Origin of the sequence: Alkalibacillus almallahensis (assembly GCF_011761495.1) — a bacterium.
Taxonomy (GTDB): domain Bacteria; phylum Bacillota; class Bacilli; order Bacillales; family Alkalibacillaceae; genus Alkalibacillus; species Alkalibacillus almallahensis.
The window spans coordinates 18,810-44,216 of sequence record NZ_JAASRU010000012.1 but is presented as its reverse complement, the minus strand read 5'-3'; the positions used below and the strand labels follow the sequence as shown (position 1 = coordinate 44,216).

Genomic DNA, 25,407 nt, shown 5'->3' with positions numbered 1-25,407 from the left:
CCTTTATTTAATGTACTGGCGTGACTTAAGACGGTTGTTAACCTCATCCCAAAGCTCCATCCAGTCAAATCGATAGTCCTTACACATGATTGCTATTTCTTGCTTGATAAATGTCATAGCCTCAGCTGACTCAACTAGCAAATCTCGTATTTCGCTTCGCTCATATTCAGCTATGGTATTTGGATTCTTAGCAACGTTAACGTCGTCTATTTTGTCTAGAGCTTCTTGAACTTCTCGTTTGGTTTGTAACAACACTGATGCTCGATGATCATCAAACGCTGCACCGTCTAGCCAAGGCGTTCCCCAACCGGTGTACTCATGAGCCGCCTCGATAGCTACGCGTGGATCGTTGTATTCTTCAGTGAAATATTTCGCTAAATGCGGTTGCACTCTGAACTCTTCGTTTTCCTGCTTAGTTACCGACTCTCTTGATTGGTAAGTATCTAGCGATAGTTGTAGCTGTGTTTGTCCTTTTTCTTTACGTGCTTCCCTCAAGCGTTTAGCAGATCTTCCTCTACCTTGTGCCATAAATTTTCCTCTCCCTTATACCTTTTTTGATTTGATTGATTGATAAGATGAAACTAGATCACGGATTTGAAGTCTTGATTGGTAAAATGTTTTCGGCTCCACTCTGTGTTGAAAGATATCCATTCCATAAGCTCTTTTGTTGGCACTCTTGGATGACCAAAATCTCGAATAACTGGGAAATCCTCACGATGAAACAGTTCGTTACATTTGGTATTGCTAATCCCAACCAGTTCCATAAACTCTTTTCGTGTTAAAATCGGTGGTAATTGTTCTTTCAATGCGTGTTTTTCAATTGCTTTGTTGACTGATGATTCGATGATCTGTTCAATGGATTGTTCTAATTCGTTGGTGTCGATCGAGAGCATGATTTCACCTCCTTGAAATTTGTGAATGAATTTTTTCAACATTTTGGGCTATCTTTTCGCCACTAGGTTTAAACTCAACAGTGGCTGAACAATCGCTTTCTTCAAGATCTAAAGTCTGCTGCAGAAAACTAATGGCTAACTTTCTTTCTTCTTTAGTTAATCCATTTAAAGAGTCTCTAGCTTTCTTGACTTTGTTGAAAAAGATTGCATGATCTACATCGTGGTCCATTTAACACACCTCCTGTTCTTTTTGTTTTCTGGACATTTCGTCCAAGTTTTGATTTAAAAAAAGATCATCGACTGTTTGATCTAATACATCGGCAATTTTTTTCGCTAAATCAATCCCTGGTGTTCTTTTACCTTGCTCTATCTTGTAGTAATAAGATGCTGATATTCCAATAGCATTAGCTAACTTGTCAACATCCTTGTAACCTTGCTTGATTCGTGTGTTCCTTAAGTTGACGCGCATGTTCACACCCCCCCTAACATTTGGACGTTTTGTCCTGTTAATTAATACTATAATGGACACAACGTCCAAAGTCAACACTTTTCTACCCATTTTGTCCAAAAATATTTTAGGAGTTGGACAAATAGTGTAAAATCAGCCTTAATGGAGGCATGAAAATGAATAACTTTAGTCACAGACTAAAAAAATTAAGAGAAAAAGAAAAAATGTCTAGAGAAATTTTAGCTAACAAAGTCGGTGTATCTTATTCAACTATCGCTAAATATGAGAGTGGTGTCAGAGAACCCGATTTTTCGACGTTAGAGAAATTGTCCAGTGTTTTAGATGTCACTGTCGATTACCTTTTAGGGAAAACTGATAAAGAACAGGGTAATGACTTCGATCCCATAGCAGAACACAATCGTTTGCTAGAGAAATATGGCATTGAGGATTCGGGTTTCTTCGATATCGAGAAGTGGAAGCAGATGGGTCCAGAAGAAATGAAACAACTGGAATCATATTTTCAATTTATATATGAGCAGTCTCAGAAGAAGAATGAGGAATAATGTTTTATTAGTTAACCAAAACACACTATAGCTAGTGTGTTTATTTTTCATAAACAGGGAGGGAGCAAAATGGGGTTATTTAAATTTATAAAGAATCTGATTCAAGAATCAAACAAGACACAAGAAAATAAGGATAGCCACCTAGATGATAGTCTTAGAAAAACCAGAAAATTTTCTGAGTATAACAAGAGACCTGATTGGCATGAAAAATATCTAGAACATGAGCGAATTGCGCAAGAGAATATGTACGTAAATGAACGTATCGCAAAAGACCATCTAGCCAAAGCTTATGAATTATGTAAAAATACTATAATTCGCAAACATTTTCTTTTAAACATGATGATAGATTACTATTACGGTTTAAGGTACAGCGATGATGATGCATTGGATGATTGTATTGAATTGTGTAAAGAGAGTATTAGGTTAGCACCGGATGTATTGGAAGAAATGAAATATGAACATTACGAGATACTGGAACATACCAATGAATTCGTTCCTCCAAGTATACCGTCTTTCAAAAGATTATCTATAATATTCGAGAACCAAGAAAGATATCAAGAAGCTATAGAAATCTGCGACATAGCATTATCACTACAACTGAAAGATGGAACAAAAGGTGGTTTTGAGGGAAGAAGGAAAAGGTTAGAAAAAAAGCTGAATACGTGAAGGAGAATATATAATGTTTAGAAGCAAAACTTTCAAAGTTATTGCAGGAATTTTTGTTGTATTATTAGCTTTCATTGTCATTGTTGGTGTTACTGAGGACAGTAAGAACATACCTGAATATGAAATTGTTGAGGAAGATGACGAACGAGAAAATGTATTACGTGTGCGAGCAGTAACAGACAGCGACGATCCTGAACAATTAGAAAATCTTGCAGAACATTTATCAGAAGAGGTTAGAGACACTGATACATTTGATGGCCTAAACTTATACGCTGCCTACATACGAATTCATGAAGATGTGGAGAATGATGAATTTGGAGCTTTATTACTTGATTCTAAAATAGCGTATAGAAGTGAAGGGCTACCTATTACTGGTTTGGATGAGACAGAAGAACTTCATATTAGCGATTAAATTTTGAGACACCTTGTAAAGAGGTGTCTTTTTTATGTTGAAAAACAGAACATTTGTTCGTATAATGTCGATAAGGGAGAGTGAAAATATGATCAATTATCAAACGACTGCACTTGAAGACTTTGTCACAAACATTTATTTACGCCACAAGATCATGAGACCTCAAGACTTAGACATCGACCGCATCGGTCGCATTTTTTATATCCACACGAACCGTAAACCTATGCCCCCTCGTTTTGATGTCATTGTTCGATATCGTGGGATTATCGTCGATTCGAGAGAACCCAAGTCAATTCAGCGCGAACAATTTTTTCATGAACTATGCCACATTTTACGACATGCAGGCCATCAGTCCTTAATGCCTAGAGCATTCCGAGAATTACAAGAACAAGACGCTCAAGCTTTTGCGATGTACGCAGCATTACCGTATCACATGCTTCAACATTTCGATTTTAGCGACCCGTATATTATCGGTATATTAGCCGAAACCTTCTGCATCAGGCAATCATTAGTTTATGATCGGCTTAATCAGATCTATCGTAACCAAAAGTCTACCCTTTTGACTGCCGAAAATGGTTTAAGCTACCGATGAGGAGGTGTGTACAATGAGATATGAAAAAGTGACGTTGCCATCAGGTAATGTTCGTTGGGAAGGCTATGCGGAAGGGCCACCGAACCCAGCTACTGGCAAACGTCAGCAAATCAGACGACGTGGCCAGACGAAGCGTGAAGTGAAACAAAAAATTGAAAAGGCTCTAAATACAATCAAGATGAATGACATTGATGTTCAAAGAGCTAAGAACATAACCTTTCAAGAAGTGGCTAGCGAATGGTTTGCGGTTTATCAACAATCGGGTAATAAAGAAACCTCTATTCGCTTACGTCGACATGAGATTGATGTATTAAATAGTAAGTTTGGACAAGCTAAAATCGAAAAAATCGACTTTCGTTTATATCAAAAGGTTTTGTATGAATTGCATCAAATATACGCAGAAAGTTCATTAAGAAGTATTCATGCATGTGCTAACATGATTTTTAAGTATGCTCGAAAAGCTCGATTGATAAAGGATAATCCTGGTGATGATATTGAGTTGCCTAAAAAGCAAAAAACCGTTGATGAAATAAAGAGTGACAACATTGATCAAAAGTATTTGGAATCACATGAATTAAACGAATTTCTAGATGTTGTTTCAAAACATGGTCGCCCTTTAGATCGTGAGTGCTTTTTTCTTTTGGCTTTCACCGGTATGCGACCAGGAGAAATGTGTGCTTTAAAACGATCGGACTTAGATTTTGAAAGGAATTTAATTGATATATCCAAAACGATTTTTAGCCCTAACAATAATATGCGTGAATTTGAACTGACACCACCTAAAACGAAAGGGTCAGTACGTGTTATAGAAGTTGAACAAGATCTTATGGATATGTTGGCCAATGTGATCAATGAAAACAAAAAGCAAAAGCTAAAATACCGAACGGAATTTGATGATTATCTCGATGATGACTTTGTCTTTTGCCGCACAAATGGTTATCCATTTTCGCCTAATCATTTATGGCATCGCATGCGACGCATTATAGGCATGACATCAATTCAAAAACGTGCAACACCTCACATTTTCCGACATACTCACATAAGCATGTTAACGCAAGAAGGTGACGAGCTCCCTAATATTATGGAACGTGTTGGTCATGATAGTCCAGACACAACATTGAAAGTCTACACGCATGTTACGAATAAAATGAAAAAAGAATCGTCTGCTAAAGTCAAATCGTTGTATCAAAAAACGCTGCAAAAAATCAATTCCTAATCATTATGTGATATTTACGTGATATTTTGGCTTTTTAAACAAATCAAACCCCTTGAAAATGTTGATTACAAGGGGTTTTAGTATGTTCTTTCATCTTATAAATATAATAAATTAAAATTCGTTTTCATACAAATACCAATGACTATTGACGAAGTGACAATCGATGCAAAATGTGGTATTATAATTGAATTAGAAATGAAGCAAACGCGGAATAACGAGGTGAGAAAATGAAACAACATCTAATATGTATAGATTTAGATGGGACATTGTTAAATAATGATAAAATCATTTCAGGTAGAACAATGAAGACAATTGAAGCTGCACGAAAAGCTGGGCATATTGTTGCTATTGCGACTGGGCGACCTTATCGTGTTAGCCGCCAATTTTATCAACAACTTGGCTTAGATACACCTATTGTTAATATGAACGGTGCACTTGTCCACCATCCACAACAACCAAATTGGGATCATCTGCATTCGCCTTTACCTAAAGATGTCGCTTACGATATTGTCGATACTTGTTACGACGTTGGAGTGCAAAATATTTTAGCGGAAATTTTGGATCAAGTGTATATTGAATTTAAAAACGACCATGACATCACGAAATTCTTCCAGGCTGGTACGGAATCACCTGCTATTTTTGGTAATATGAAACATAACTTAGCTTCTGATCCTTCATCAGTTCTAATTCATCCATACGACGATCGTATCGATGCAATTCGTAATACGTTGACTGAGCGTCACGCTTCAATCGTTGACCATCGCAAATGGGGCGCGCCATTCCATGTCATTGAAGTTATTCGTTCAGACTTGCATAAAGCCATAGGTGTGCAAAAAATCGCCAAAGAATATGATATTCCTCAAGAACGAATCATTGCGTTCGGTGACGAGGACAATGATTTTGAAATGATCGATTATGCAGGAATTGGCGTGGCAATGGATAATGGAATTGATGAACTGAAATCAATGGCTAATGAAATTACACATACCAATCACGATGACGGTGTTGCCCGCTTTTTAGAAATGTATTTAGGTTTACCACAGACAGTCTTATCTAAATAATTCTCAATTGACTATCCTTACTTTAGGGTGGTCAATTTTTATTTTGTCCACCTCTCCCTCATTTTCCAACTTTATATCAACATAAACAAGCCTTATCCCTCCACACTATAAATGAGCACTTAATCAGGTGTTCAACTACGACGACTTGGCCAACCGTCAATTAACTGAGGAGGTTTCTTCCATGCGCGAAAAAAAGCCACATCCGGGTCGCAAAGTCAATCCACAGGCGAAAAAAGGTCGACGTGCTTTTTCCGACCAAGATCGAAAACGTAAAGAACAAAATACGTTTAACCGAGGAGGATTTTAATGGCAAATTTAATGAACCAAGCTCGTCATGCGATGGAAAACTTAACAAACAAACGAAAGCAACATCAATCATTCGAAGCTAGTGACCAAGATATTCAAGCCGTTCAACAATGTATTCAATCAGCTTATGAACAATGTTCACCAGAAGAAGAACAAGAATTAAAACAACTCGAACAAGAATTAAATCAATATCAACAGTAATCCCTTACCGAAAGCGTGATTAACACGCTTTCGGTATTTTTTATGGAATAAAATCTGATAAGAATGAGGTTCATTATTATCATGATTTGGGCAACTCTACCCACCGAAACTTTAACAATTCTCGACTCATGTCATACTCTTTGTAAAGATTTCGTAAAATTGTATCAAAATCTTAAAATTGTGTTGTACTAATGTCACAAATTATTTATAATTAAGTTGATTTCAATATTAATACATTAAGGGGGCATTATTTTGAAAAAGTTACTTGGATTGATGGCTTTAGCAGTAGTAGCATTTTTAGCGGCATGTGGAAGTGGCGGAGATGAAGGTAACCCTGACACACTGGTTATGGGCTTCGTTCCATCACAAGATTCTGAAACCATTGCCGACACAGTTGAACCGCTAGCAGAAGAATTAGGTAACATTTTGGACAAAGAAGTGGAACCTCGCACGATGACTAGTTATAACGGAGTAATTGAAGGGATGGGTTCTGGCCAAGTACATATCGGCTTAATCCCAGCATTCGGCTATGTGATGGCCCATCAAGATTATGATGTTGAAGTTATTTTGAAATCCGTAAGACACGGATCGGAAACCTACAAAGCACAATACCTCGTACAAGAAGATTCAGATATTGAATCACTCGATGATTTAAAAGGCAAATCATGGGTTTATGGTGATGCCGCCTCTACATCAGGCTTCTTATTCCCTGCTTCTCAACTTATGGACAAATACGACTTAGAATCCCAAGCAGAATTAACAAGTGAATTCTTTAGCGATGCAAACGCTGTTGGTGCGCATGATACAGCCGCTTTAGAAGTTTATCAAGGCGGAGCTGATGTCGCAACAACTTTTGATGATGTCCGCGATAATTTAGAAGAAGACTATCCTGATATTAAAGACAAAACACGCGTACTTGGCTACACGGAAGAAATCCCCAACGATACAGTATCCGTCATCTCTGAACTAGATGATGAACTTGTCAGTGACATTCGTGAAGCGTTCTTATCATTTAATGAAGATGAAGAAATGCTTCAAGTCATGAATGACGTCTATACATGGGATGCGATCGTCGAAGCTGAGCACGAAGATTATAAAGTTGTTGAAGATACGTACGAACGTTTCCAAGATAGTATCAGCCTTGAATAATAATACCTTGTAACGAAAAGGGAGGGTCTACCTCCCTTTTACGTTACTATTTAACAATTTCAATCTATTTATACATACTTTTGGTTGACATGAGGTGAAAAGACATGATCGAATTCAATGATGTATCCCTCGTCTATCCTAATGGACATCAGGGACTTAAAGACGTCAATGTAACAATTGAGGATGGTGAATTTGTCGTGATTGTCGGCTTATCCGGCGCAGGCAAATCAACTTTCATAAGAAGTATTAATCGTCTTGTTACACCAACAGCAGGTGAGTTAAAAGTTGGTGGTGACAATATTTTAAACTATAAAAGTAAAGGTTTACGCGACTTGCGAACGAAAGTCGGCATGATTTTTCAAAGTTATAACTTAGTTAAACGTAATAGCGTCTTTCGTAACGTCTTAGCTGGAAGACTCGGCCATACCGGGACGGTTCGATCTGTGTTCAACTTTTTCAGTAAAGAGGACAAAGCACTCGCTTACGAAAGTCTTAAACGCGTCAATATCGATGAAAAAATTTATAGTCGTGCCGATCAATTATCGGGTGGTCAGCAACAACGGGTTAGTATAGCGCGTGTCTTAACACAGAAACCTAATTATATATTAGCAGACGAGCCAGTCGCTTCTCTAGACCCACCCACTTCACATCAAGTGATGAAATACTTACGTAGAATTAATAAAGAAGATAATATTACAACCATTGTAAACCTACACTTCATTGATATGGCGATGGAGTATGCCGATCGTATTATTGGCATGAGATCAGGTGAAGTTGTATTTGATGGACCTGTTTCCGAGGTGTCTGAAGCAACATTTGAAGAAATATATGGTCGTTCAATCCGTGAAGATGATTTACGCGGAGGTGCAGAAGATGGCGAACAACATCAATAAACCTAGTCTAAATGATGACCGTTACGCCCCTCTTTTATCACCTTGGCGGGCTAAAGCAAAGCTATCTCTCGTCTTCTTTATTATTTTGTTTTTCTTATGGTACAGTTCACGTACTACGGGTGTAGATTTCGGTGACCTCATTATGGGGTTCACGAACATGGGACAAATTATCGACAAATTATTCCCAATCAATATGGACGTATTGGCACCAGCATTCGATCGTCTTATTGAAACCATTCATATGGCGATTATTGCATCAACATTCTCAACAATTATTGTCATTCCAGTAAGTTTATTAGCAGCAAATAATATTACTCATAACTGGTTCGTTTACAATGCAACTCGTTTAATAATGAATATTTTACGTACAATACCTGACGTTGTTTTAGCAGTTATTTTCGTCGGTATTTTTGGAACAGGTCCAATCGGTGGTATTGTAGCTTTGTTTATATTCTCACTTGGTATTTTAGCCAAATTAATTAGTGAAACTGTTGAAGCCATTGATATGCAACCGATCGAAGCGATGCGTGCTTCTGGTGCAAACACGATACAGTCTATTGCATATGGTGTTATGCCCCAAGTGGCACCACAATTTACATCTTTTGCGTTATATGTATTTGAAATTAATATTCGAGCCTCAGTCGTAATTGGTTTAGTTGGCGCAGGTGGTATAGGTCAACTATTAATGAGTCAATTTAGCTTCAATAATTACGGGGCTGTTATGACAATTATCTTAGTTATTTTTGTTGTGGTCGTTATAATCGAATATATTAGCACGAAGATCAGGGAGGCGATTATCTAATGACATATGAACAACCTCCAAAAAAACACGTACCCACTCAGAAAAAAGTTAAGCGTATTTCAATTGCAACAGTCATATTAGCCATGTATATATGGACATTTATGTCTATTGATATCGAATGGAAAGAGGCGTTCAACCGATTCGCATCTAACTATAACGTTGTTGTACCTCAATTATTTTCCCCAAACTGGGCGCGGGCTGGTGAAGTAATTGAGAAAATGGTAGAAACAGTCTTTATTGCTTACGTTGGATCATTGGCGGCTGCTATTTTAGCTGTTCCTCTCGGCTTTTTATCAGCCATTAATATGACAAACAGTCGTATTTTATCAACTATAGGCAAATGGGTTTTAAGTGCTGTTCGTGCGTTTCCAGAGATTATTTTAGCTATTATGTTCGTGGTTGTGGTTGGTCCAAACCCATTCGCTGGTATTTTAGCGATTGCAATTGGGTCTACAGGTATGCTTGGAAAACTATACGCCGAAGTTCTCGAATCAATTGATATGAACGTCGTAGAAGCCATGCAAGCAAACGGGGCTAACAAAATTCAAATTATGTTTCACGGAATTATCCCACAAGTGATTCCAGAATTTTTATCTTATGCTATTTATCGCTTCGAAATCGACGTCCGTGCCTCCACCATTCTCGGTTATGTCGGGGCTGGTGGTATTGGAACCATGATATTCTTTGCTTACAGTAACCGTAATTGGAGCGATATGGGGATGATTTTACTTGTCATTATCGTGGTCGTTACACTTATTGATTATGGTAGTACGTATATTCGAAAACGCATCGTTTAATTTTCACGAAACGTTACAAGGTTTTCCTTGTGACGTTTTTTTATTCCAATAACTTTTCATGTATGATGTCATAGAAATAAATTCGCTCTTATCCGCAATTCTGTTCTTCTTTCAAATCTAAGCCGTCTGCCATATTTACATCCCCTTTATTTTACTCTAGGATATACATAAACCAGCTTAGATATTTAAGGAGATGACCAAATGCTTGTACTAATGAATGAGACTTTAATTAACCGAAATGATGCTGTAATCGATATTGAAGACCGTGGTTACCAATTTGGAGACGGTGTTTATGAAGTGATTCGCTATTATGACGGGAAATGGTTTTTATTAGATGACCACCTAGAACGCTTAAAATATAGCTTGAATGAAGCTGAAATTGACTATAACGTCCAAGAAGAAAAGCTTAAAGCCCGTCTAAATGATTTAATGGAACAGAATCAAGTACAAGATGGTGGTGTTTATTTACAAGTAACACGTGGTTTCGCCCCACGTAATCACCCATATCCAGAACACCAACAACCGACACTAACCGCTTATCCCCTTAACTTAAAACGCCCAGCACATGATCAAACTCATGGCATTCATACGATCACAGCAGAAGATTTCCGTTGGCTCCGCTGCGATATTAAGAGTTTGAACCTACTTGGGAATGTCATGACGAAGCAAAAAGCAATTGATGCGGGAGCGAGTGAAGCCATTTTCTACCGAGATGAATCACATGTGACAGAAGGTTCTTCAACGAATGTATTTATCGTTAAGAATGGTGAACTTATCACACACCCAGCTGATCATTACATTTTAAACGGTATTACACGCCGTCATTTGTTATATTTAGCTGAACGACTGAACATTCCTTATCGAATCGACGTTTTCGGACTCGAGGCATTAAAAAATGCTGATGAAGTATTTGTCTCATCAACATCAGCTGAAATTAAACCTGTTGTCTCCATTGATGATCAAATCATCAGTAACGGAGAACCAGGTTCAATTACCAACAATTTATTAGAACATTACTTTGATCATTTATCTATTACCAAATTACCTGATCACGTTTAATGGTCTTGTTTTGAGTGATTTCGAACTAATAGCCATTCACTTATGTAATACATCATAAAGAAAAATATGACATGAGCAATAAACCAATCAAAAATGGCCATAATATCAAATACACCTGGTGTCTCAGTGACTGCTAAAATCGTTAATGGAAAGTACGTTAAAAACGCCATAAACGATAAAATTGCGGCAATTTCCATCCGTTTATTCCAAAAAGATTCTTTTTTTGTAATTAAGTATAAATAAAACGTGACAATGACCGTTGCTACAATAACATGCAAGGCATATTCAAATGCTAAATAAAAATTTTCAGGAACTGTTTCACTTGGTGTATAAATAAAATCAATATTTAATAATAAAGTATACAATTGCTTACCAGTAAAGGTTTCAATGATATATAAGTACAAGCTCATCGCCGTCGATGAAATGATCCCGACTAATAATGCAATATATAAATAACGCAATAATTTTACCTCACTTTCGATTCTGTTTTGGGCTATGACTTTTTCTAACTTTCAATTCGTGCTAATATAAAGATGAGATATTCAGGGAGGGATTAACTATGGCTGTAATTGCTGAACCAACACCAAACCCAAATGCAATGAAATTCACTGTTGATAATGTGATTTTTGAAGGTGATGATAGCATCTCTGTCATGCAAGGTGAATCAAGTGATTTTGACATCATGAACGATTTAATGAGCATGGATGGTGTCGACAATGTATTCGGATATTATAATTTTATTACCGTTAATAAACAGTTCGACGCTGACTGGGACGAGCTTTCACCTAAAGTAGAGCAATTAATCGAAAGTTACGGATACTAAAAACAATTGGCTTAGTTAAAACTAAGCCAATTTTTTAGATCTTCATTCAAACGTTTCTAAGGTAGCTACATGTTCCCGCTTTGGTGATCCTGATTCATTCTCTTCAAATAAATATAGTGTCAGTGTACCGTAATCTGGCATATCTTCTTCGATTTCAACATTAAATTCAAACGACTGCCAACCACTCTCATCATCTAGAGATAAAGATTCATCTTTGTAAACATAATGTCCATCTTCTACATAATAATTCAATTTTTGAGTCGTCGAATTCACTTCGCCCGAAATTGTATAAGAGCCGTCTGATCCTTCAATTTCTAAATTATGAATAAAATCAGATGACGCCCCTGATGCCTCTTCGTCATTACCTTTTTCTCCATCACCATCTTCACCTGGCTGATGATCATCAGCGTCTTCAGTTCCATTGGTTAATTCAAACTCTACCGTTTTTGAAAACGCGCGTTCACTCAATTCTTCACCATTTAATTGGTTTGCTGTTAGCCATAATTCTGCTTGATATTTTCCAGATTCTACAGTATTAGACGATTCACTAATTTCCCATGTATCCTTATACTCCAGTGTATCACCTGATTCTAGGTTCTCTGTTTGAATAGCTTGTGTGAATGATCTATCAGCTGAGTAGCGATACGCGCTTTTTTCAGTATCAGCTTGTGTGACATTAACGTCGAACTTCTGACCAGAAGGAAATGTTAATTCTACAGGTTCATCTCCTTCATACGTTAATGTCATATTGAATACGACTCGCTCGTCTTCCACTTGTGACTCTCCATCAAAAGAAAATGAATCCACTAAATCACCCGTTTCATTGTTTGATTCGTTTCCTTCGTTCTCTGATTCCTCGCTGTCACCAGCAGCTTCTCCATTACAAGCTACCAGTCCAACAGCGAAACTAATGATCAATAATACAAACAGCCATCGTCTCATTGTTGTCACCTCGTTTTTTATTAATCAGACGCTGGTAATAAAGTGATTGTTACACCTTTTCATCTTCGCGTCTGAAGAAACCAAATATACCAGTAGTTTGCACGATATTCGTAAAGGAATTCGGATCTGCTTCCTTAACAATATTTTCTAAGTCATATAATTCATAACGCGTCACAACAATCATTAACATTTCACGGTCCTCATCTGTAAACGCTCCTCGAGCTGGAATACGTGTAATTCCTCGTACCATATTAGCATGAATGGCTTTCGTTACTTCTTGACCTTTAGCGGTTATGATCATGGCTGTTAACTTTTCATGGCGTGTATGAACAGCATCAATCACTCGTGTCGTCACATATAAGGTAACGAGTGTGTATAACGCCTTTTCAGGATCATAAACCATACCTGCAAGAACAATGATTGCGCCGTTTAAAGTTAAGAAATAAATACCAATCGGGCGGTCTTTCATGCGTGAGAGCACCATGGCAACAATATCCATACCACCTGTTGATGCCCCCCACTTCAGTGTGATTCCAACACCAAAGCCACCGAATATACCACCAAACACGGCATTTAAGATAATGTTATCGGATAATGACTGAATCGGAATCGTTTCTAAAAAAATGGTCATAAAAATAACCGATAATATACTGTAAATAGTAAAGCCACGTCCGACTTTAATCCAACCGAGAATAGCAACTGGTATATTAAGTAGGAATAAAAGCACACCCGTACTTAAATCAATATCAAAAAAATCCGTCGCAATACTTGCGGAAATTTGTGCAACCCCTGTGAAACCACTAGCGAACACATTTGCTTGTTCTAAGAAGAGGTTTAGGGATATGGCGTTGAAAATTGCGCCGATAATGACGATAATAAAACGTTTTGCTTCGAATATAAACATAATAGCCTCCTGTCTGACATTGACGTATGCCTGTCGTCCTATTAAACTGAAATATAATGATGATCGTAAGAAAATATGAGGAGGAAACCTATGAGTATGAAATTAATTGTCGATTCAGGTTCCGATTTACCAAAAGATTTATTAGAGAAATATGACATGGATCTTGCTTCGCTCATTGTTCACCTGAATGGCGAAGATTACCACGATAGGGAATCGATTGATTCTCAAGCTGTATATGAAGCCATGCGTCAGGGATCAGCTCCTAAGACTGCCCAAGCATCGCCTGATACCTTTTATAATTTATTCAAGCAATATACAGATCAAAGTCAACCCATTATTTACTTAGCGTTTTCGTCTGAATTATCAGGTACTTACCAAAGTGCCATGATTGCTAAACAACAAATTGAGGACCAAAACTCAGATGCTGAAATTTACGTGATCGATACAAGGGCTGCTTCGATGGGACATGGCTTAATCGCCTATTATACTGCCCAAGCCATAGCAGAAGGTCAAACTGTACAAGACGTGTTAGATACCGCACATTATTATGTAAATCATATGGTTCATGTCTTTACAGTAGATGATTTAGAGTACTTACAACGTGGTGGTCGTGTGAGTAAAGCACAAGCTTTCGTTGGTGGTATGCTAAAAATCAAGCCTCTTCTTCATGTAGAAGATGGAAAACTTGTCCCACTCGAAAAAATCCGTGGTTCGAAAAAAGTAATCGGACGCATGGTTGATTTGATGAAAGAACGCGGCCAACATTTTGAACAACAAACCATTGCGATTACTCATGGAGATGACGAACAACGCGCGCAACAACTCGCCAATCAAATTCGTGAACAATATAATCCGAAAGATATTATTATTCACCCTATTGGTTCTGCCATTGGAGCTCATGCTGGCCCTGGTACAATCGCATTATTCTTTTTAGACGATGCCCCTAAAAATTCATGACTTAGTTATTTTATACCCGGAGCAGACGGAATGTAACCGTCAGTTCGGGTATTTATTTTATCTTAACACGCTAAATGATAGCCGTACACCATTCTCCTCCACTTCAGTTTTCAAATAAATACTCTAATTTATGAGATAACTGCTATAACTAATTAAATAACTAGACGAATTAATGAGATAATTGCAAGCAATTATCTCATTAATTCAACCAAAACATATAAAAGGCAGCCCTATTCGCATGAATAGGGCTGCTTTTTACCGCTCTTTAGCATTTTTCCGATAAATGATAATCGCAAACACGACAAAGACTCCCATGACACTACCGAAAATTGAAATCAAGAGCCAATTAGCGCCTGTATCTTCTCGCACATTGTACACATTCGTTGATTCCCTTTCAAGACTAACGGTATAACTGCCGTCGTCATTTTGCCTAACGAGATCATCCCGGATAAGCCCCCGTAATTCTTGATTATCTTCTAAATGATCTAATTCCATGTGTCGAAATCCAGGGCTATTATTAATCGTAATGATGATACGTTCATCGTCTAAAACTCGTTCGTATACAATAAAATCATCTTCGTCATGAAGAACGTTCATATCGCCATCTCGAATAGAATCAAAGTTCTCATTAATACTCGATAACTGCTCAATATGTTTATTCAGCTGCTCATCTCCAGCTAAGAAGTTCATCATATCATGGTGTGAACCATCTTCTACCACGCCATCTGTTGGGTTCGCTGTCCCTTGATAAAGCCATGGCTCATTTGGCGTTGTATACATGTAAGTCAAGGCCATCTTCCAGCGCGTGATCGGATGCAGTCCACTTTCTTCCATCGATCGTGTAAAGCGGTCTGTCATATAGGAATCCATATAATGAACAACGTCTTCCCTGTTTTTTAAATTAGATCCTAACAAAAGCGACGAGTCCGTTTCGATATCATAAAAGTAATCAGTTGCTTTCTCATGAAATGAACCATTAACAATACGGTCAAATCCTAAACCTTTAAAACTTTCCATGTCGGCGTTACTAATCTCATTCACTTCACCTAGCCAAAAACGATCAACTTCAGCAGTCACGCTTTCTAAAAAGGATTGTGGTAATTGATCTGCTTCAGGAACATAAAAACCATCCACGTTGTAATCCATTCCCCATCTTTGTAATAACTCGATGAAATAGTCTGTTGCGCCATCTTGCGTTAGATCGACTTCACCATTCTCACTCACCCAGTCTTCACTCCTTAGTGGACTGTTAGAGCTAACAGAATTAAAAGGAACTTGTACAATAACGTTTATATCTTGATCATGAAATGCTTGTACCATATCTTGAACATCAGATGCTGATCCAAAAGTCGATTGGATTTGTTCAAAATTAAACACAGGCGAGCCTGTATAATGCTCACTTGCAAATAATGGAGACAAAACGACATCCGTGATTCCTAATTCTGCAATGTGATCGACACGATCTTGTAAACCAATTAAATCACCACCATGAAACGCATTGGGATCATCACGGTTAACCCCTTCTTCTGTGACTTCATTAGAGTTTTGAAAACGATCTACCAAGACATAATAATATTGGTGCCGTTCATCTTCTTCATCAGCATGACTATTAATTGGAACTAAACTGGTTAATAATATGAGTAACCCTAGGCCTGTCATCAGTCGCTTCATCGTTGCTCCCTCACTTTAAAACATTTTGCACATAAGAAAAGCCCCGAAACGGGACTTTGTCTTAAGGTAAGAATCCGAATGGTAAACGGGCAAAGCCTAAAACTAAGACAAGAATTAGTGCTATGACCAGTTGTAACCAACCAGAGAATTCTTTCTTTCCTTTCTTAGCTTTCGCTAACGTCATTTCAATTGCTGCAATGACCCAAATTCCACCAACCATTTTCACAATATACTCGGCGAATTGTGTGTCTTCTAGATTCATACCATAATGATTGAAAAATAAATCAGCGCCTGTTGCGACGATTAATAAGTAAAATACGCGTAATACCATTTGTGTGATCTTAATCGGCTTTTCACCTTTACCTTGCTTAATCATGGAATAAGCGATGAAAAATAGGACGAGTCCGATGCTCCAAGAAACAATATGTATAAGTGCCATTTGTGTTGCGTCCATTCATCATACCTCCTTCAAAAATATCTATCCCCATCTTATCATGTTTTGAAAATAGTTGCGATTAATTTGTTGACAACTTTGAAACAATCAACCCAAACAGGTATAATAGCAATTAGTGTAAGCCTTATCATTCGCGGGAAGAACCTTATGAACCGCATTTATTATTAGGAGGGATTTCATGACACGTAGTAGTGAAGACATTATCCAACAAACTGATTATTTTGGCGCTAACAATTACAAGCCACTGCCGATTGTCGTTTCACAAGCAGAAGGTATTTGGGTTGAAGACCCTGAAGGCAACCGTTATTTAGATATGTTAAGTGCCTATTCAGCCGTTAACCAAGGTCATCGCCACCCAAGAATTATTCAGGCGTTAAAAGACCAAGCTGACCGTGTGACATTAACATCACGTGCCTTTCACAACGACCAACTCGGTCCATGGTACGAAAAAATCTGTAAGCTAACTAATAAAGAGATGGCTCTTCCGATGAACACTGGAGCTGAAGCCGTAGAAACAGCCATCAAAGCAACACGTCGCTGGGCTTATGACGTAAAAGGTGTTGAAGAAAATAAAGCTGAAATCATCGCTTGTGTCGGTAATTTCCACGGCCGAACAATGACACCTGTTTCTTTATCATCAGAAGAAGAGAATCAACGTGGTTTCGGACCTCTGTTACCTGGCATTAAAATCGTGCCATATGGAGACACTGAAGCATTAAAAGAAGCCATCACTGAAAATACAGCTGGCTTCCTACTTGAACCAATCCAAGGTGAAGCTGGTATCATCATGCCACCTGAAGGTTACTTAAAAGAAGCTTATGACATTTGCCAAGAAAACAATGTTTTATTCATAGCTGATGAAATTCAAGCAGGACTCGGTCGAACAGGAAAAATGTTTGCTTGTGATTGGGAAAATGTTGAGCCTGATGTTCTTATTCTTGGAAAAGCGCTTGGAGGAGGGGTCTTCCCTATTTCATGTGTTGTGGCGAATGAGGATATTCTTGGTGTATTTAACCCAGGTTCACACGGTTCCACATTCGGTGGTAATCCACTAGCAAGCGCTGTTTCAGTGGCATCACTTGAAGTATTAGAAGATGAAGAGCTCGCCGAACGTTCATTAGAGCTAGGATCTTATATGTTGGAAGAACTACAATCAATTGATAACCCTATTATTAAAGAAGTACGAGGTAAAGGCCTATTTATTGGCGTTGAACTAACCGAACATGCTCGACCATATTGTGAACAACTCAAGCAAAAAGGACTATTATGTAAAGAAACGCATGATAACGTGATCCGTTTCGCCCCACCGCTCATCATCGAAAAAGAAGATCTAAAATGGGCGATTGATAAAATTAAAGAAGTCCTATAAGATTCAAAAAAAGTTCAATGTCGAGAGTTCGGCATTGAGCTTTTTATATTAAAGAGGTCACTGATCAATGTTGTAACTCGATGATAAAACTGCACTGGGCGATGGTAAGTGGCACTCACTCGATGGTATTCGTGAAATGGCGATGGTAAAAGAATCTGACTCGATGATAAGCTATGTTAACTCGATGGAAAATCACAAATCGGGATGGTAAACCGCATTAACTCGATGATAAACCCATAACCGTACTCATACAAAAAACGCACTTCTCCATAAGAAATGCGTTCATTTTATAAAGAATAACTATTTGTTTGTTGACGCATTGCTTCATGCGTAGCACGGCAAGCTTCTTTATTAACCGCTAATTGGGGACAACCACCGCAATACTTTTCATCACTTGAAGCTTCAAAGTTAAAACAACAAGTTGTCCGAACGCGTCTAAATGTTTGTTCAGGGGCAATGTAATGATAGCCATTATAGAACCGTTGAATCGGATTAAACCGTTCACCAAATAACTCGGGCGATAGTTGATGAATTAAGACATTGAAATCTTCATAAAACTGATTCGTAATCGTAGGATCATGATGCCAATCGACAACCGTTTCGTATACCCAATAGATATAGACCACAATATTTTCCCACAAAATCGGGCGAGGTACTGCTGTGGCTTGGGAAACAGCTTGGACCAAATCAGCTAATTGCTGAAATAATTGCTCAAAAAATGCCTGTCTTTTCTCTTCCAATGCATCAGAACAATCTTCTCCAACTACGTTTTCTAAATATAAATCGGGTAACCACAGTCCATCCTTCACTTTTGGTACAATTGCTGTTCTGGACCAATCTAATGACATAGCAATGCGATCCGTCGAAAACGTATATAACGACGGTACGACAAGTAAGAAGCCTAATCGCTTTATTAATTGTGAACCAATAACAAAGTCACGATCTGTAGCAAAATTAGGTTTAATACTTTCAATCACGTTACGCAGATAAATTTCATTTAATAAATCAGATACATAAATTTCGTCTTGCGGTTGTTCTGTCACAACACGAAATCGTTCTGATAAAGTAGTTGTGTCAATTGGCTTGAACTTGTTGTGCGGCATAACGATTGGCACCTTTCACCTGCCGTTGTCTACTGTACGGGATGCACATTGGTGAACCACAAATTGGATCACACGTTACTTGGCATTGTAAGCCAAATACTGAATGAATCAACTGTGGCGTAATAATTTCATCAGGATCACCTTGCTCAAAAACACTTTTACCTTGAATAGCAACGATATGATCCGCATAACGACAAGCTAAATTCAAATCGTGTAGAACCATTACAATCGTACGACCTTCTTGCTCATTAAGTTCACTAAGCAAATCTAAGATATCAATTTGATGCGTTAAGTCTAAGAACGTTGTCGGTTCGTCGAGCAAAATGATATCTGTATCTTGAGCCAAAGTCATCGCAATCCATGCACGTTGACGCTGACCACCAGATAGAGAATCTACCGTACGATCTTCAAATTCTTTAATACCTGTCACATCAAGCGCATATTGAACAGCATCTTCGTCTTCTTCAGACCACTGTTTATACCAACTTTGATAAGGATAACGACCTTGCTTCACAAGTTGTAAAACCGTTAAACCTTCTGGTGCTTGCGGTGACTGAGGCATAATAGCCAATTGACGTGCGATTTCTTTAGTTGATGTCTTATCGATATCTTTACCCGCTAGTTCTACCGATCCATCTTTCGGTTTTAATAAACGTGCAAGTGATTTTAATAATGTTGACTTTCCACAACCATTACTCCCAATAAAAGCAGTGATTTCACCTTTTGGAATGGTTAGATCCAACTCTTCTATTACCAGTTCATCTTTATACCCGAGTGACAACTGTTCAGTTTGAATGGCTTTCATCAGACAAACCCCTCTCAAAAACCATTATTTATGGCTCTTAAATAATAAATATATAAAGTAAGGTGCACCGATTAATGATGTGAATACACCAACTGGCACCTCAAGTGGCATAAACAACATACGCCCTAAAATGTCAGCTAAGACAACAATCATTCCACCAACTAAAGCCGAGACTGGAATTAAAGCGCCGAACGCTGAACCAATGATCTTCCGTGCGATATGTGGCGCCATTAAACCTACAAACCCAATACCACCAGCAAACGCTACCGCACCACCAGCAAGCGATGTGCTTAATAGCAGTAACATGAAGCGATCACGTTGCACTAATTGACCAGCATTTTTTGCTAAGTCCTCACCTAGTTCTTGCATATTTAAACGTCTAGCATAAATAAACAGGATAAAGGTAATACCGAAAACCCAAGGTGCAATTGTCGCGATTTCATTCCAATTTGTCCCGTTCACACTACCTGTTAACCAGATCGTTGCTTTCGCAGCTGAATGAATCGGACCTAAGATCATGACAAGAGACGTCACAGCATCAGCTGCGGCTGCTACACCAACACCAATTAAAACGAGGCGAAATGGCGTGATGCGGCCGTTTTTCCAAGATAAGAAATAAACAAGGAAACCAATAACGACTGCACCAATAAACGAGGCTAGCGGTAACCACTGAATACTCATTGTTAACGTATTACTACGGTCAGTATAAATCGCTAAAAAGATCACCGTAGTTAACGCGGCACCACCTGTGATTCCAATAATATCGGGTGATGCAAGTGGGTTACGTATCAATCCTTGTAAAATCGCACCTGACATCGCAAGTGCAGCACCTGCTAACATCGAAAGCAATATTCGCGGCATCCTAAATGAATTAACAACTAAGTTTTCCATTTCTGTGCCTTGGCCGATAACTGCTCGAATGACATCGACTGGTGAAATAAATAATTGGCCAATTCCTAAGCTTACAATCATAAGCACAATAGCTAAGACTGTTAGCAAGGATATAATATAGAATGATTTTTTATCAATTAAAAAGGATACTTTTCCTAATCGAACCGGAAATTGTTTGTTATTCATTGATGCCCCTCCTTGCTATATAAATGAAGAAGGGAACGCCAACAAGCGCGATCATCACACCAACAGGGGCTTCCTGCGGATAAATAACATATCGTGCTGCAATATCCGCCAATAAAAGTAACATCGCACCGATTATTGCACTGTATGGAATCACCCATGAATAGCTAATGCCGGCAAACCACCGCGCAATATGGGGAATAACAATTCCGATAAATCCAATTGGACCAGCAATTGCCACTGCACCGCCAGATAACAAAACAACGGCAAGTGCACCAGCTAATTTAATCAAGTACGTTTTTTGGCCTAGCCCTTTAGCTAATTCCTCACCCATAACCAGGACGTTCAAATGCTTTCCTAATAATAAGGCGACAAACCAGCCGACAATTAGATAAGGCAAGACAGACATTAAGATTTCTAAACTACGACCTTGGACAGATCCTGTTAACCAAAACAATACCTGTTCAAGCGCGGTCTCATTCATCGCTAGCATCCCTTGCGTCATGGATGAGAATAACGCTGCAATCGCAGCACCTGCTAACGTGATTTTAATCGGTGTTAACCCATCACTACCTAATGATCCTAAAAGATAAACAGTTACCGATGCGACTGCAGCACCTGCAAATGCCAACCAAGCAAATGATTGTAATGATGTAATGCCTAAAAAGGTTACACCGAATACTACAAAGAAACTAGCTCCTGCGTTCACACCAAAAATGGTCGGTGAAGCAAGTGGGTTATTCGTTAGTCCTTGCATAATCGCTCCCGCAATGGCAAGACTTGCACCAACAGCTGCAGCGATTAAAGACCGAGGTATTCGGTTATCCTGTATAATATAATGTTCATTTGATTCATCAAAATTTGTGAATGAATCGATGATCATTTGAGATGTAATATCGGTATACCCATATAAAACACTCGCCCACATAAGTATGAGCACGATCACCAAACCAATAATAAGTCCTAATCCTTTAAGTGCATTGCTTTTTAACATCGTGAAGATATACCTTTCTCACTCTTCTCTTTCACGTCCTATATTACGTTAATTGATAATGAATGTCAATTTAATTGAAAGTCATTTTCAATTATTTATTGACAGGTTAAGTAAAGGCATATATGATAATAGATGTAATTGATAATCATTATCATCAAAACAACATATAAAGGGGTTTATCACATGAGGAAATTACTTATTTTGTTCGCTTTTGTGTCATTAACACTCTTCTTAGCTGCTTGTGGAGGCGGGGATTCTGAAGAAGAAACGACAAATGAAGGCGGAGATAGTGAATCATCTGAAGAATCAGAAGGCAACAATGACTCAGAAGGAAGTGGCGATTCTTACGTTGTCGAGCATGCTATGGGTGAAACTAAAATTGAAGGGCAACCAGAAGATATCGTGATTTTAACCAATCATGGTACAGAAGCACTGCTTGCACTAGGTATAACACCAGTTGGAGCAGTCCAATCATGGACAGGCGACCCTTGGTATGACCATATCGAAGAAGACATGGAAGGCGTTAATGTCGTAGGTATGGAAAATGATATTTCACTTGAAAGCATTGCCGAGTTAGATCCAGACTTAATTATCGGTAATAAAATGCGTCAAGAAGACCAATATGAGTCATTAAGTCAAATTGCACCTACTGTCTTTGAAGAAACCCTACGCGGTGATTGGAAAGTCAACTTTGAACTAATTGCTGAAGCGGTTGGCATGCCTGAAAAAGGTCAAGAAGTACTTGATAATTACAACCAGAAAGTTGATCAATTATCAGAAGACTTAAAAGCTAATGATAAACTAGACACCAAAGTATCGATTGTGCGTTTCATGGCTGGAGATGTTCGTATCTATCATAAAGATTCATTCTCAGGCATCATCATTGATGAGGTTGGCTTAGAGCGACCTGAATCACAGGATAAAGATGACTTCGCAGCGAAAAACGTCACGAAAGAACGGATTGATGAAATGGATGGAGATGCGATCTTCTATTTCACCTACGAAACAGGTGATGGTGAAGCATCGACTGTCGAAGAAGAATGGATTAATGATCCACTTTGGAACAACTTAGAAGCTGTTCAAAACGATAAAGCTTATAAAGTTAGTGACACGATTTGGAACACAGCAGGTGGCGTTCGCGCTGCTAAATTGATGCTCGAAGATTTAGAAGAACACCTTTTAAACTAAGCATTCAAATACATGACATATAATGAAAAAGCATTGAATCAGACCCCCGATTCAATGCTTTTTTATTTTCGCCGTAAACAATAGCAATCGCGCCGTATGAAACTACTCTAGCGCCGTATAAAATTAAAAAGAGCCGTATCAACAGCACGTCCCGCCGTATACCATGATAATCGCGCCGTATTAACTAGATAGTTCGCCGTATATACGAACAATCAATATATCAACCCAACCTAAAAAACGCCTGAGTTAACTAACTCAGGCGCCCCTACCATTTTAAATAAAATCTAATATTGCACTAAAGAACACAAACACAGCTAATGCTGCAATCAGTGCCCCAAATCCTTTCCTTCCTTCAACAAGACGGCGTGCTGACATTAAACCAAGCATGACACTTCCTGTCAGTAGCGCAATCGTCATATACCAATCATTACTAGCAATAAAATATAGAATGATAAATAACATCGTTCCAAATGAGAATATAATTTCTGAAATAAGTAGTTTTCGAGCTGATTCAGACATTAACTTCGCTCCTTTATGTCATTAATAGATAAACAAGATATATAGCGATCGTAATACTACCAACCGATTGAATGATCTTGTTATATTTTGTTTTCGAAACTAAATCTCCAATAAATACTGCCATGTACATAGTTCCGCAAACTAGCAGTAATATAATAAAGAATTCCATGACTTCACCGGTCATTAACGGGTGAAACACTTCTCCATTCATATTAAGCATGACAAAAATCATAATACCGATCAATAATGTAAACAATCGTGATAGCATTTCATTTCCCTTGACTTCAGCCATAAAGCACCTCTACTCTTTTCAATCTTTCCGTCATATATTGTAACGAATTTTCACTTAAAATACCATGATAAACTTATGAAGAAGATTGTTTCATAGATTGTGCTTTACCATATGTTAGTGAACGGTAAATCCATTCAAAAGGTCCAAACCGATACCGCTTCACGTACCATACACTAAACAAGATTTGTACACTATAAACGATCAGTACATACAGGACCAACTGCCATAATGTTAAGTCACCATAAAAGCCAAGTCCAACACCATAAAAGACTAAGAAGGCTATAATCGACTGCATTAGATAATTCGTCAACGATAATTTGCCAACAGCCGCAAGCCAAGTCACTGTTAACTTAGGCAAGATTACAATCCCAACTAAAAAGTAAAAGAAGCTCGAGAACGATCCACCAATACTTTGTTTCGTGAAATCAAACCATTCTGGGTTCCCTATAAAATGTGGTGCAATCTTAAATAGGAAGAAAATGATTCCTGAAATGAGCAACCATTGACGAATTGCCTTCATATTCTCCCGTGGCTGATCAATCCACCCAGCTTTCACAACGATCACACCCAGCAAAAACATCGGCATAATCGTGAGAACCGTAATAATAATTTGTATCGGACTAAACATCAGAAGCCAATCGGTTAAATTACGGGAAAAAATATCTGAGTAATCGCCGTTATAAAATGTCATCGACTGATGAATAGCAAGCGAATCACGGTAGGTACTTAAATAATCACGCATGCCATAGTTCATAAGCGTCATTAAAATGGTGATACTACCCAGCATCGAGACAGCCCACGTGACAAGCGTGCGAATTGATTTATGTATTAATGGAATGGTTAATAAACCGACAATGCTATACGTTAACAAAATATCGCCATACCAAATAAGCAGCCCATGTAATAAACCAAATAATCCAAGAGCTAACATTCGCCTCGTAAGCACCTTTTTCGTCTGATCAGGTTGTCGCTCTTCAAGACGCCTCGCCATCAACGCGAGACCAAGTCCAAACAACAACGCAAATAATGGATAAAAACTCGCTTGGAACAACATATCAATGATTGCCAAAATCCAACCACTACCTGCACCATCATAAAACCGATCAATTCCACCATACAAAAAATGGGGTGAGTTAAATGACAGCACATTGACCATTAAAATCCCAAATAATGCGAACCCTCGAATCGCATCAATCGCCTGAATACGTTTCCCCGTCGCTTCCATAACTTTCGCTCCCCTTTTTTTGAGTTCAT

At 38.3% G+C, this 25,407-nt stretch carries 33 protein-coding genes; 17 read left to right on the top strand and 16 right to left on the bottom strand.

What is annotated here, in order from left to right:
• Window positions 1–3 precede the first annotated feature (3 nt).
• The 4 genes from FHR85_RS10900 to FHR85_RS10885 are packed head-to-tail and all read right to left on the bottom strand — an operon-like array spanning window position 4 to window position 1,362.
• Entirely contained in the window at window positions 4–528 is a 525-nt protein-coding gene (locus FHR85_RS10900) for a helix-turn-helix transcriptional regulator (RefSeq protein WP_167263145.1), read from the bottom strand.
• A gap of 53 nt (window positions 529–581) precedes the next feature.
• Window positions 582–893, bottom strand: coding sequence for a helix-turn-helix domain-containing protein (locus FHR85_RS10895; protein ID WP_167263143.1), 312 nt, complete (start codon window positions 891–893; stop codon window positions 582–584).
• 4 nt (window positions 894–897) lie between these two features.
• Window positions 898–1,122, bottom strand: a complete 225-nt coding sequence (locus tag FHR85_RS10890) for a hypothetical protein (protein WP_167263141.1) — start codon at window positions 1,120–1,122, stop codon at window positions 898–900.
• Window positions 1,123–1,362, bottom strand: coding sequence for a helix-turn-helix transcriptional regulator (locus FHR85_RS10885; protein ID WP_167263139.1), 240 nt, complete (start codon window positions 1,360–1,362; stop codon window positions 1,123–1,125).
• A gap of 149 nt (window positions 1,363–1,511) precedes the next feature.
• On the opposite strand from FHR85_RS10885, the gene FHR85_RS10880 reads away from it, so the two are divergent.
• The 13 genes from FHR85_RS10880 (at window position 1,512) to dat (ending at window position 11,058) form a co-directional block, all read left to right on the top strand.
• Entirely contained in the window at window positions 1,512–1,904 is a 393-nt protein-coding gene (locus FHR85_RS10880; protein ID WP_341770962.1) for a helix-turn-helix domain-containing protein, read from the top strand.
• 69 nt (window positions 1,905–1,973) lie between these two features.
• Entirely contained in the window at window positions 1,974–2,570 is a 597-nt protein-coding gene (locus FHR85_RS10875) for a hypothetical protein (protein WP_167263134.1), read from the top strand.
• Between the two features lie 13 nt (window positions 2,571–2,583).
• Window positions 2,584–2,982, top strand: coding sequence for a hypothetical protein (locus tag FHR85_RS10870; protein WP_167263132.1), 399 nt, complete (start codon window positions 2,584–2,586; stop codon window positions 2,980–2,982).
• Window positions 2,983–3,070: 88 nt separating this feature from the next.
• Window positions 3,071–3,574, top strand: coding sequence for an ImmA/IrrE family metallo-endopeptidase (locus FHR85_RS10865; protein WP_167263130.1), 504 nt, complete (start codon window positions 3,071–3,073; stop codon window positions 3,572–3,574).
• A gap of 13 nt (window positions 3,575–3,587) precedes the next feature.
• Complete coding sequence (locus FHR85_RS10860) at window positions 3,588–4,790, top strand: tyrosine-type recombinase/integrase (protein WP_167263128.1); 1,203 nt, start codon at window positions 3,588–3,590, stop codon at window positions 4,788–4,790.
• A 227-nt stretch (window positions 4,791–5,017) separates the two neighbouring features.
• Window positions 5,018–5,851 carry a Cof-type HAD-IIB family hydrolase gene (locus FHR85_RS10855; protein WP_167263126.1) on the top strand — a complete coding sequence of 278 codons (834 nt, stop codon included), beginning with the start codon at window positions 5,018–5,020 and terminating at the stop codon, window positions 5,849–5,851.
• Window positions 5,852–6,032: 181 nt separating this feature from the next.
• Window positions 6,033–6,158 (top strand): hypothetical protein, encoded by a 126-nt coding sequence (locus FHR85_RS14515; protein WP_279588360.1) that lies wholly within the window; start codon window positions 6,033–6,035, stop codon window positions 6,156–6,158.
• Complete coding sequence (locus tag FHR85_RS10850) at window positions 6,158–6,358, top strand: DUF3813 family protein (protein WP_167263123.1); 201 nt, start codon at window positions 6,158–6,160, stop codon at window positions 6,356–6,358. The genes FHR85_RS14515 and FHR85_RS10850 overlap by 1 nt, the downstream gene beginning before the upstream one ends.
• A gap of 252 nt (window positions 6,359–6,610) precedes the next feature.
• Window positions 6,611–7,507, top strand: a complete 897-nt coding sequence (locus FHR85_RS10845; RefSeq protein WP_167263121.1) for a phosphate/phosphite/phosphonate ABC transporter substrate-binding protein — start codon at window positions 6,611–6,613, stop codon at window positions 7,505–7,507.
• 104 nt (window positions 7,508–7,611) lie between these two features.
• Window positions 7,612–8,400 (top strand): phosphonate ABC transporter ATP-binding protein, encoded by a 789-nt coding sequence (phnC, locus tag FHR85_RS10840; RefSeq protein ID WP_167263119.1) that lies wholly within the window; start codon window positions 7,612–7,614, stop codon window positions 8,398–8,400.
• Entirely contained in the window at window positions 8,381–9,202 is an 822-nt protein-coding gene (phnE, locus tag FHR85_RS10835) for a phosphonate ABC transporter, permease protein PhnE (RefSeq protein WP_167263117.1), read from the top strand. Before phnC ends, phnE (FHR85_RS10835) begins: the two co-directional genes overlap by 20 nt.
• Window positions 9,202–9,999: a phosphonate ABC transporter, permease protein PhnE gene (gene phnE / locus FHR85_RS10830; protein WP_167263115.1), complete on the top strand. Its 798-nt coding sequence runs from the start codon at window positions 9,202–9,204 to the stop codon at window positions 9,997–9,999. Before phnE (FHR85_RS10835) ends, phnE (FHR85_RS10830) begins: the two co-directional genes overlap by 1 nt.
• Before the next feature lie 201 nt (window positions 10,000–10,200).
• Window positions 10,201–11,058: a D-amino-acid transaminase gene (gene dat, locus FHR85_RS10825; protein ID WP_167263113.1), complete on the top strand. Its 858-nt coding sequence runs from the start codon at window positions 10,201–10,203 to the stop codon at window positions 11,056–11,058.
• Here dat and FHR85_RS10820 read toward each other — a convergent pair.
• The gene (locus FHR85_RS10820; RefSeq protein WP_167263111.1) at window positions 11,055–11,519 is read right to left on the bottom strand and encodes a hypothetical protein; all 465 of its coding nucleotides are present in this window, start codon (window positions 11,517–11,519) and stop codon (window positions 11,055–11,057) included. The genes dat and FHR85_RS10820 overlap by 4 nt on opposite strands.
• A gap of 98 nt (window positions 11,520–11,617) precedes the next feature.
• Between FHR85_RS10820 and FHR85_RS10815 the strand changes: the two genes are divergently transcribed.
• Window positions 11,618–11,881, top strand: coding sequence for a NifU N-terminal domain-containing protein (locus FHR85_RS10815; RefSeq protein WP_167263109.1), 264 nt, complete (start codon window positions 11,618–11,620; stop codon window positions 11,879–11,881).
• Between the two features lie 42 nt (window positions 11,882–11,923).
• Here the strand turns inward: FHR85_RS10815 and FHR85_RS10810 are convergent, their stop codons facing one another.
• Both FHR85_RS10810 and FHR85_RS10805 read right to left on the bottom strand, forming a co-directional pair.
• Window positions 11,924–12,823, bottom strand: a complete 900-nt coding sequence (locus tag FHR85_RS10810) for a BsuPI-related putative proteinase inhibitor (RefSeq protein WP_167263107.1) — start codon at window positions 12,821–12,823, stop codon at window positions 11,924–11,926.
• A 49-nt stretch (window positions 12,824–12,872) separates the two neighbouring features.
• Window positions 12,873–13,727: a YitT family protein gene (locus tag FHR85_RS10805; RefSeq protein WP_167263105.1), complete on the bottom strand. Its 855-nt coding sequence runs from the start codon at window positions 13,725–13,727 to the stop codon at window positions 12,873–12,875.
• A gap of 90 nt (window positions 13,728–13,817) precedes the next feature.
• On the opposite strand from FHR85_RS10805, the gene FHR85_RS10800 reads away from it, so the two are divergent.
• Window positions 13,818–14,684: a DegV family protein gene (locus FHR85_RS10800; RefSeq protein WP_167263103.1), complete on the top strand. Its 867-nt coding sequence runs from the start codon at window positions 13,818–13,820 to the stop codon at window positions 14,682–14,684.
• Window positions 14,685–14,939: 255 nt separating this feature from the next.
• Here the strand turns inward: FHR85_RS10800 and FHR85_RS10795 are convergent, their stop codons facing one another.
• Together FHR85_RS10795 and FHR85_RS10790 are read right to left on the bottom strand one after the other, a co-directional pair.
• Window positions 14,940–16,355: an alpha-amylase family glycosyl hydrolase gene (locus FHR85_RS10795; RefSeq protein WP_167263101.1), complete on the bottom strand. Its 1,416-nt coding sequence runs from the start codon at window positions 16,353–16,355 to the stop codon at window positions 14,940–14,942.
• Between the two features lie 61 nt (window positions 16,356–16,416).
• On the bottom strand, window positions 16,417–16,809 hold the full coding sequence (locus FHR85_RS10790) for a YisL family protein (protein ID WP_167263099.1): 393 nt from the start codon (window positions 16,807–16,809) through the stop codon (window positions 16,417–16,419).
• Window positions 16,810–16,987: 178 nt separating this feature from the next.
• Between FHR85_RS10790 and FHR85_RS10785 the strand changes: the two genes are divergently transcribed.
• The gene (locus FHR85_RS10785; protein WP_167263097.1) at window positions 16,988–18,178 is read left to right on the top strand and encodes an ornithine--oxo-acid transaminase; all 1,191 of its coding nucleotides are present in this window, start codon (window positions 16,988–16,990) and stop codon (window positions 18,176–18,178) included.
• Between the two features lie 287 nt (window positions 18,179–18,465).
• Here the strand turns inward: FHR85_RS10785 and FHR85_RS10780 are convergent, their stop codons facing one another.
• The 4 genes from FHR85_RS10780 to FHR85_RS10765 are packed head-to-tail and all read right to left on the bottom strand — an operon-like array spanning window position 18,466 to window position 22,154.
• Window positions 18,466–19,281, bottom strand: a complete 816-nt coding sequence (locus FHR85_RS10780) for an IucA/IucC family C-terminal-domain containing protein (protein ID WP_167263095.1) — start codon at window positions 19,279–19,281, stop codon at window positions 18,466–18,468.
• Window positions 19,253–20,086: an ABC transporter ATP-binding protein gene (locus FHR85_RS10775; protein ID WP_167263093.1), complete on the bottom strand. Its 834-nt coding sequence runs from the start codon at window positions 20,084–20,086 to the stop codon at window positions 19,253–19,255. The genes FHR85_RS10780 and FHR85_RS10775 overlap by 29 nt, the downstream gene beginning before the upstream one ends.
• Window positions 20,087–20,110: 24 nt before the next feature.
• Entirely contained in the window at window positions 20,111–21,163 is a 1,053-nt protein-coding gene (locus FHR85_RS10770) for a FecCD family ABC transporter permease (protein ID WP_167263091.1), read from the bottom strand.
• Complete coding sequence (locus FHR85_RS10765) at window positions 21,156–22,154, bottom strand: FecCD family ABC transporter permease (RefSeq protein WP_167263089.1); 999 nt, start codon at window positions 22,152–22,154, stop codon at window positions 21,156–21,158. Before FHR85_RS10765 ends, FHR85_RS10770 begins: the two co-directional genes overlap by 8 nt.
• A gap of 183 nt (window positions 22,155–22,337) precedes the next feature.
• Here FHR85_RS10765 and FHR85_RS10760 point away from each other — a divergent pair, with 183 nt between their 5' ends.
• The gene (locus FHR85_RS10760) at window positions 22,338–23,342 is read left to right on the top strand and encodes an ABC transporter substrate-binding protein (protein WP_167263087.1); all 1,005 of its coding nucleotides are present in this window, start codon (window positions 22,338–22,340) and stop codon (window positions 23,340–23,342) included.
• Between the two features lie 273 nt (window positions 23,343–23,615).
• On the opposite strand, the gene FHR85_RS10755 is transcribed toward FHR85_RS10760, so the two are convergent.
• The 3 genes from FHR85_RS10755 to FHR85_RS10745 all read right to left on the bottom strand — a co-directional run bounded on the left by FHR85_RS10755 (window position 23,616) and on the right by FHR85_RS10745 (window position 25,378).
• Complete coding sequence (locus tag FHR85_RS10755; protein ID WP_167263085.1) at window positions 23,616–23,861, bottom strand: hypothetical protein; 246 nt, start codon at window positions 23,859–23,861, stop codon at window positions 23,616–23,618.
• A gap of 13 nt (window positions 23,862–23,874) precedes the next feature.
• Window positions 23,875–24,153 (bottom strand): hypothetical protein, encoded by a 279-nt coding sequence (locus tag FHR85_RS10750; protein ID WP_167263083.1) that lies wholly within the window; start codon window positions 24,151–24,153, stop codon window positions 23,875–23,877.
• A 73-nt stretch (window positions 24,154–24,226) separates the two neighbouring features.
• Window positions 24,227–25,378, bottom strand: a complete 1,152-nt coding sequence (locus tag FHR85_RS10745; protein ID WP_167263081.1) for a DUF418 domain-containing protein — start codon at window positions 25,376–25,378, stop codon at window positions 24,227–24,229.
• Between the last annotated feature and the right edge of the window lie 29 nt (window positions 25,379–25,407).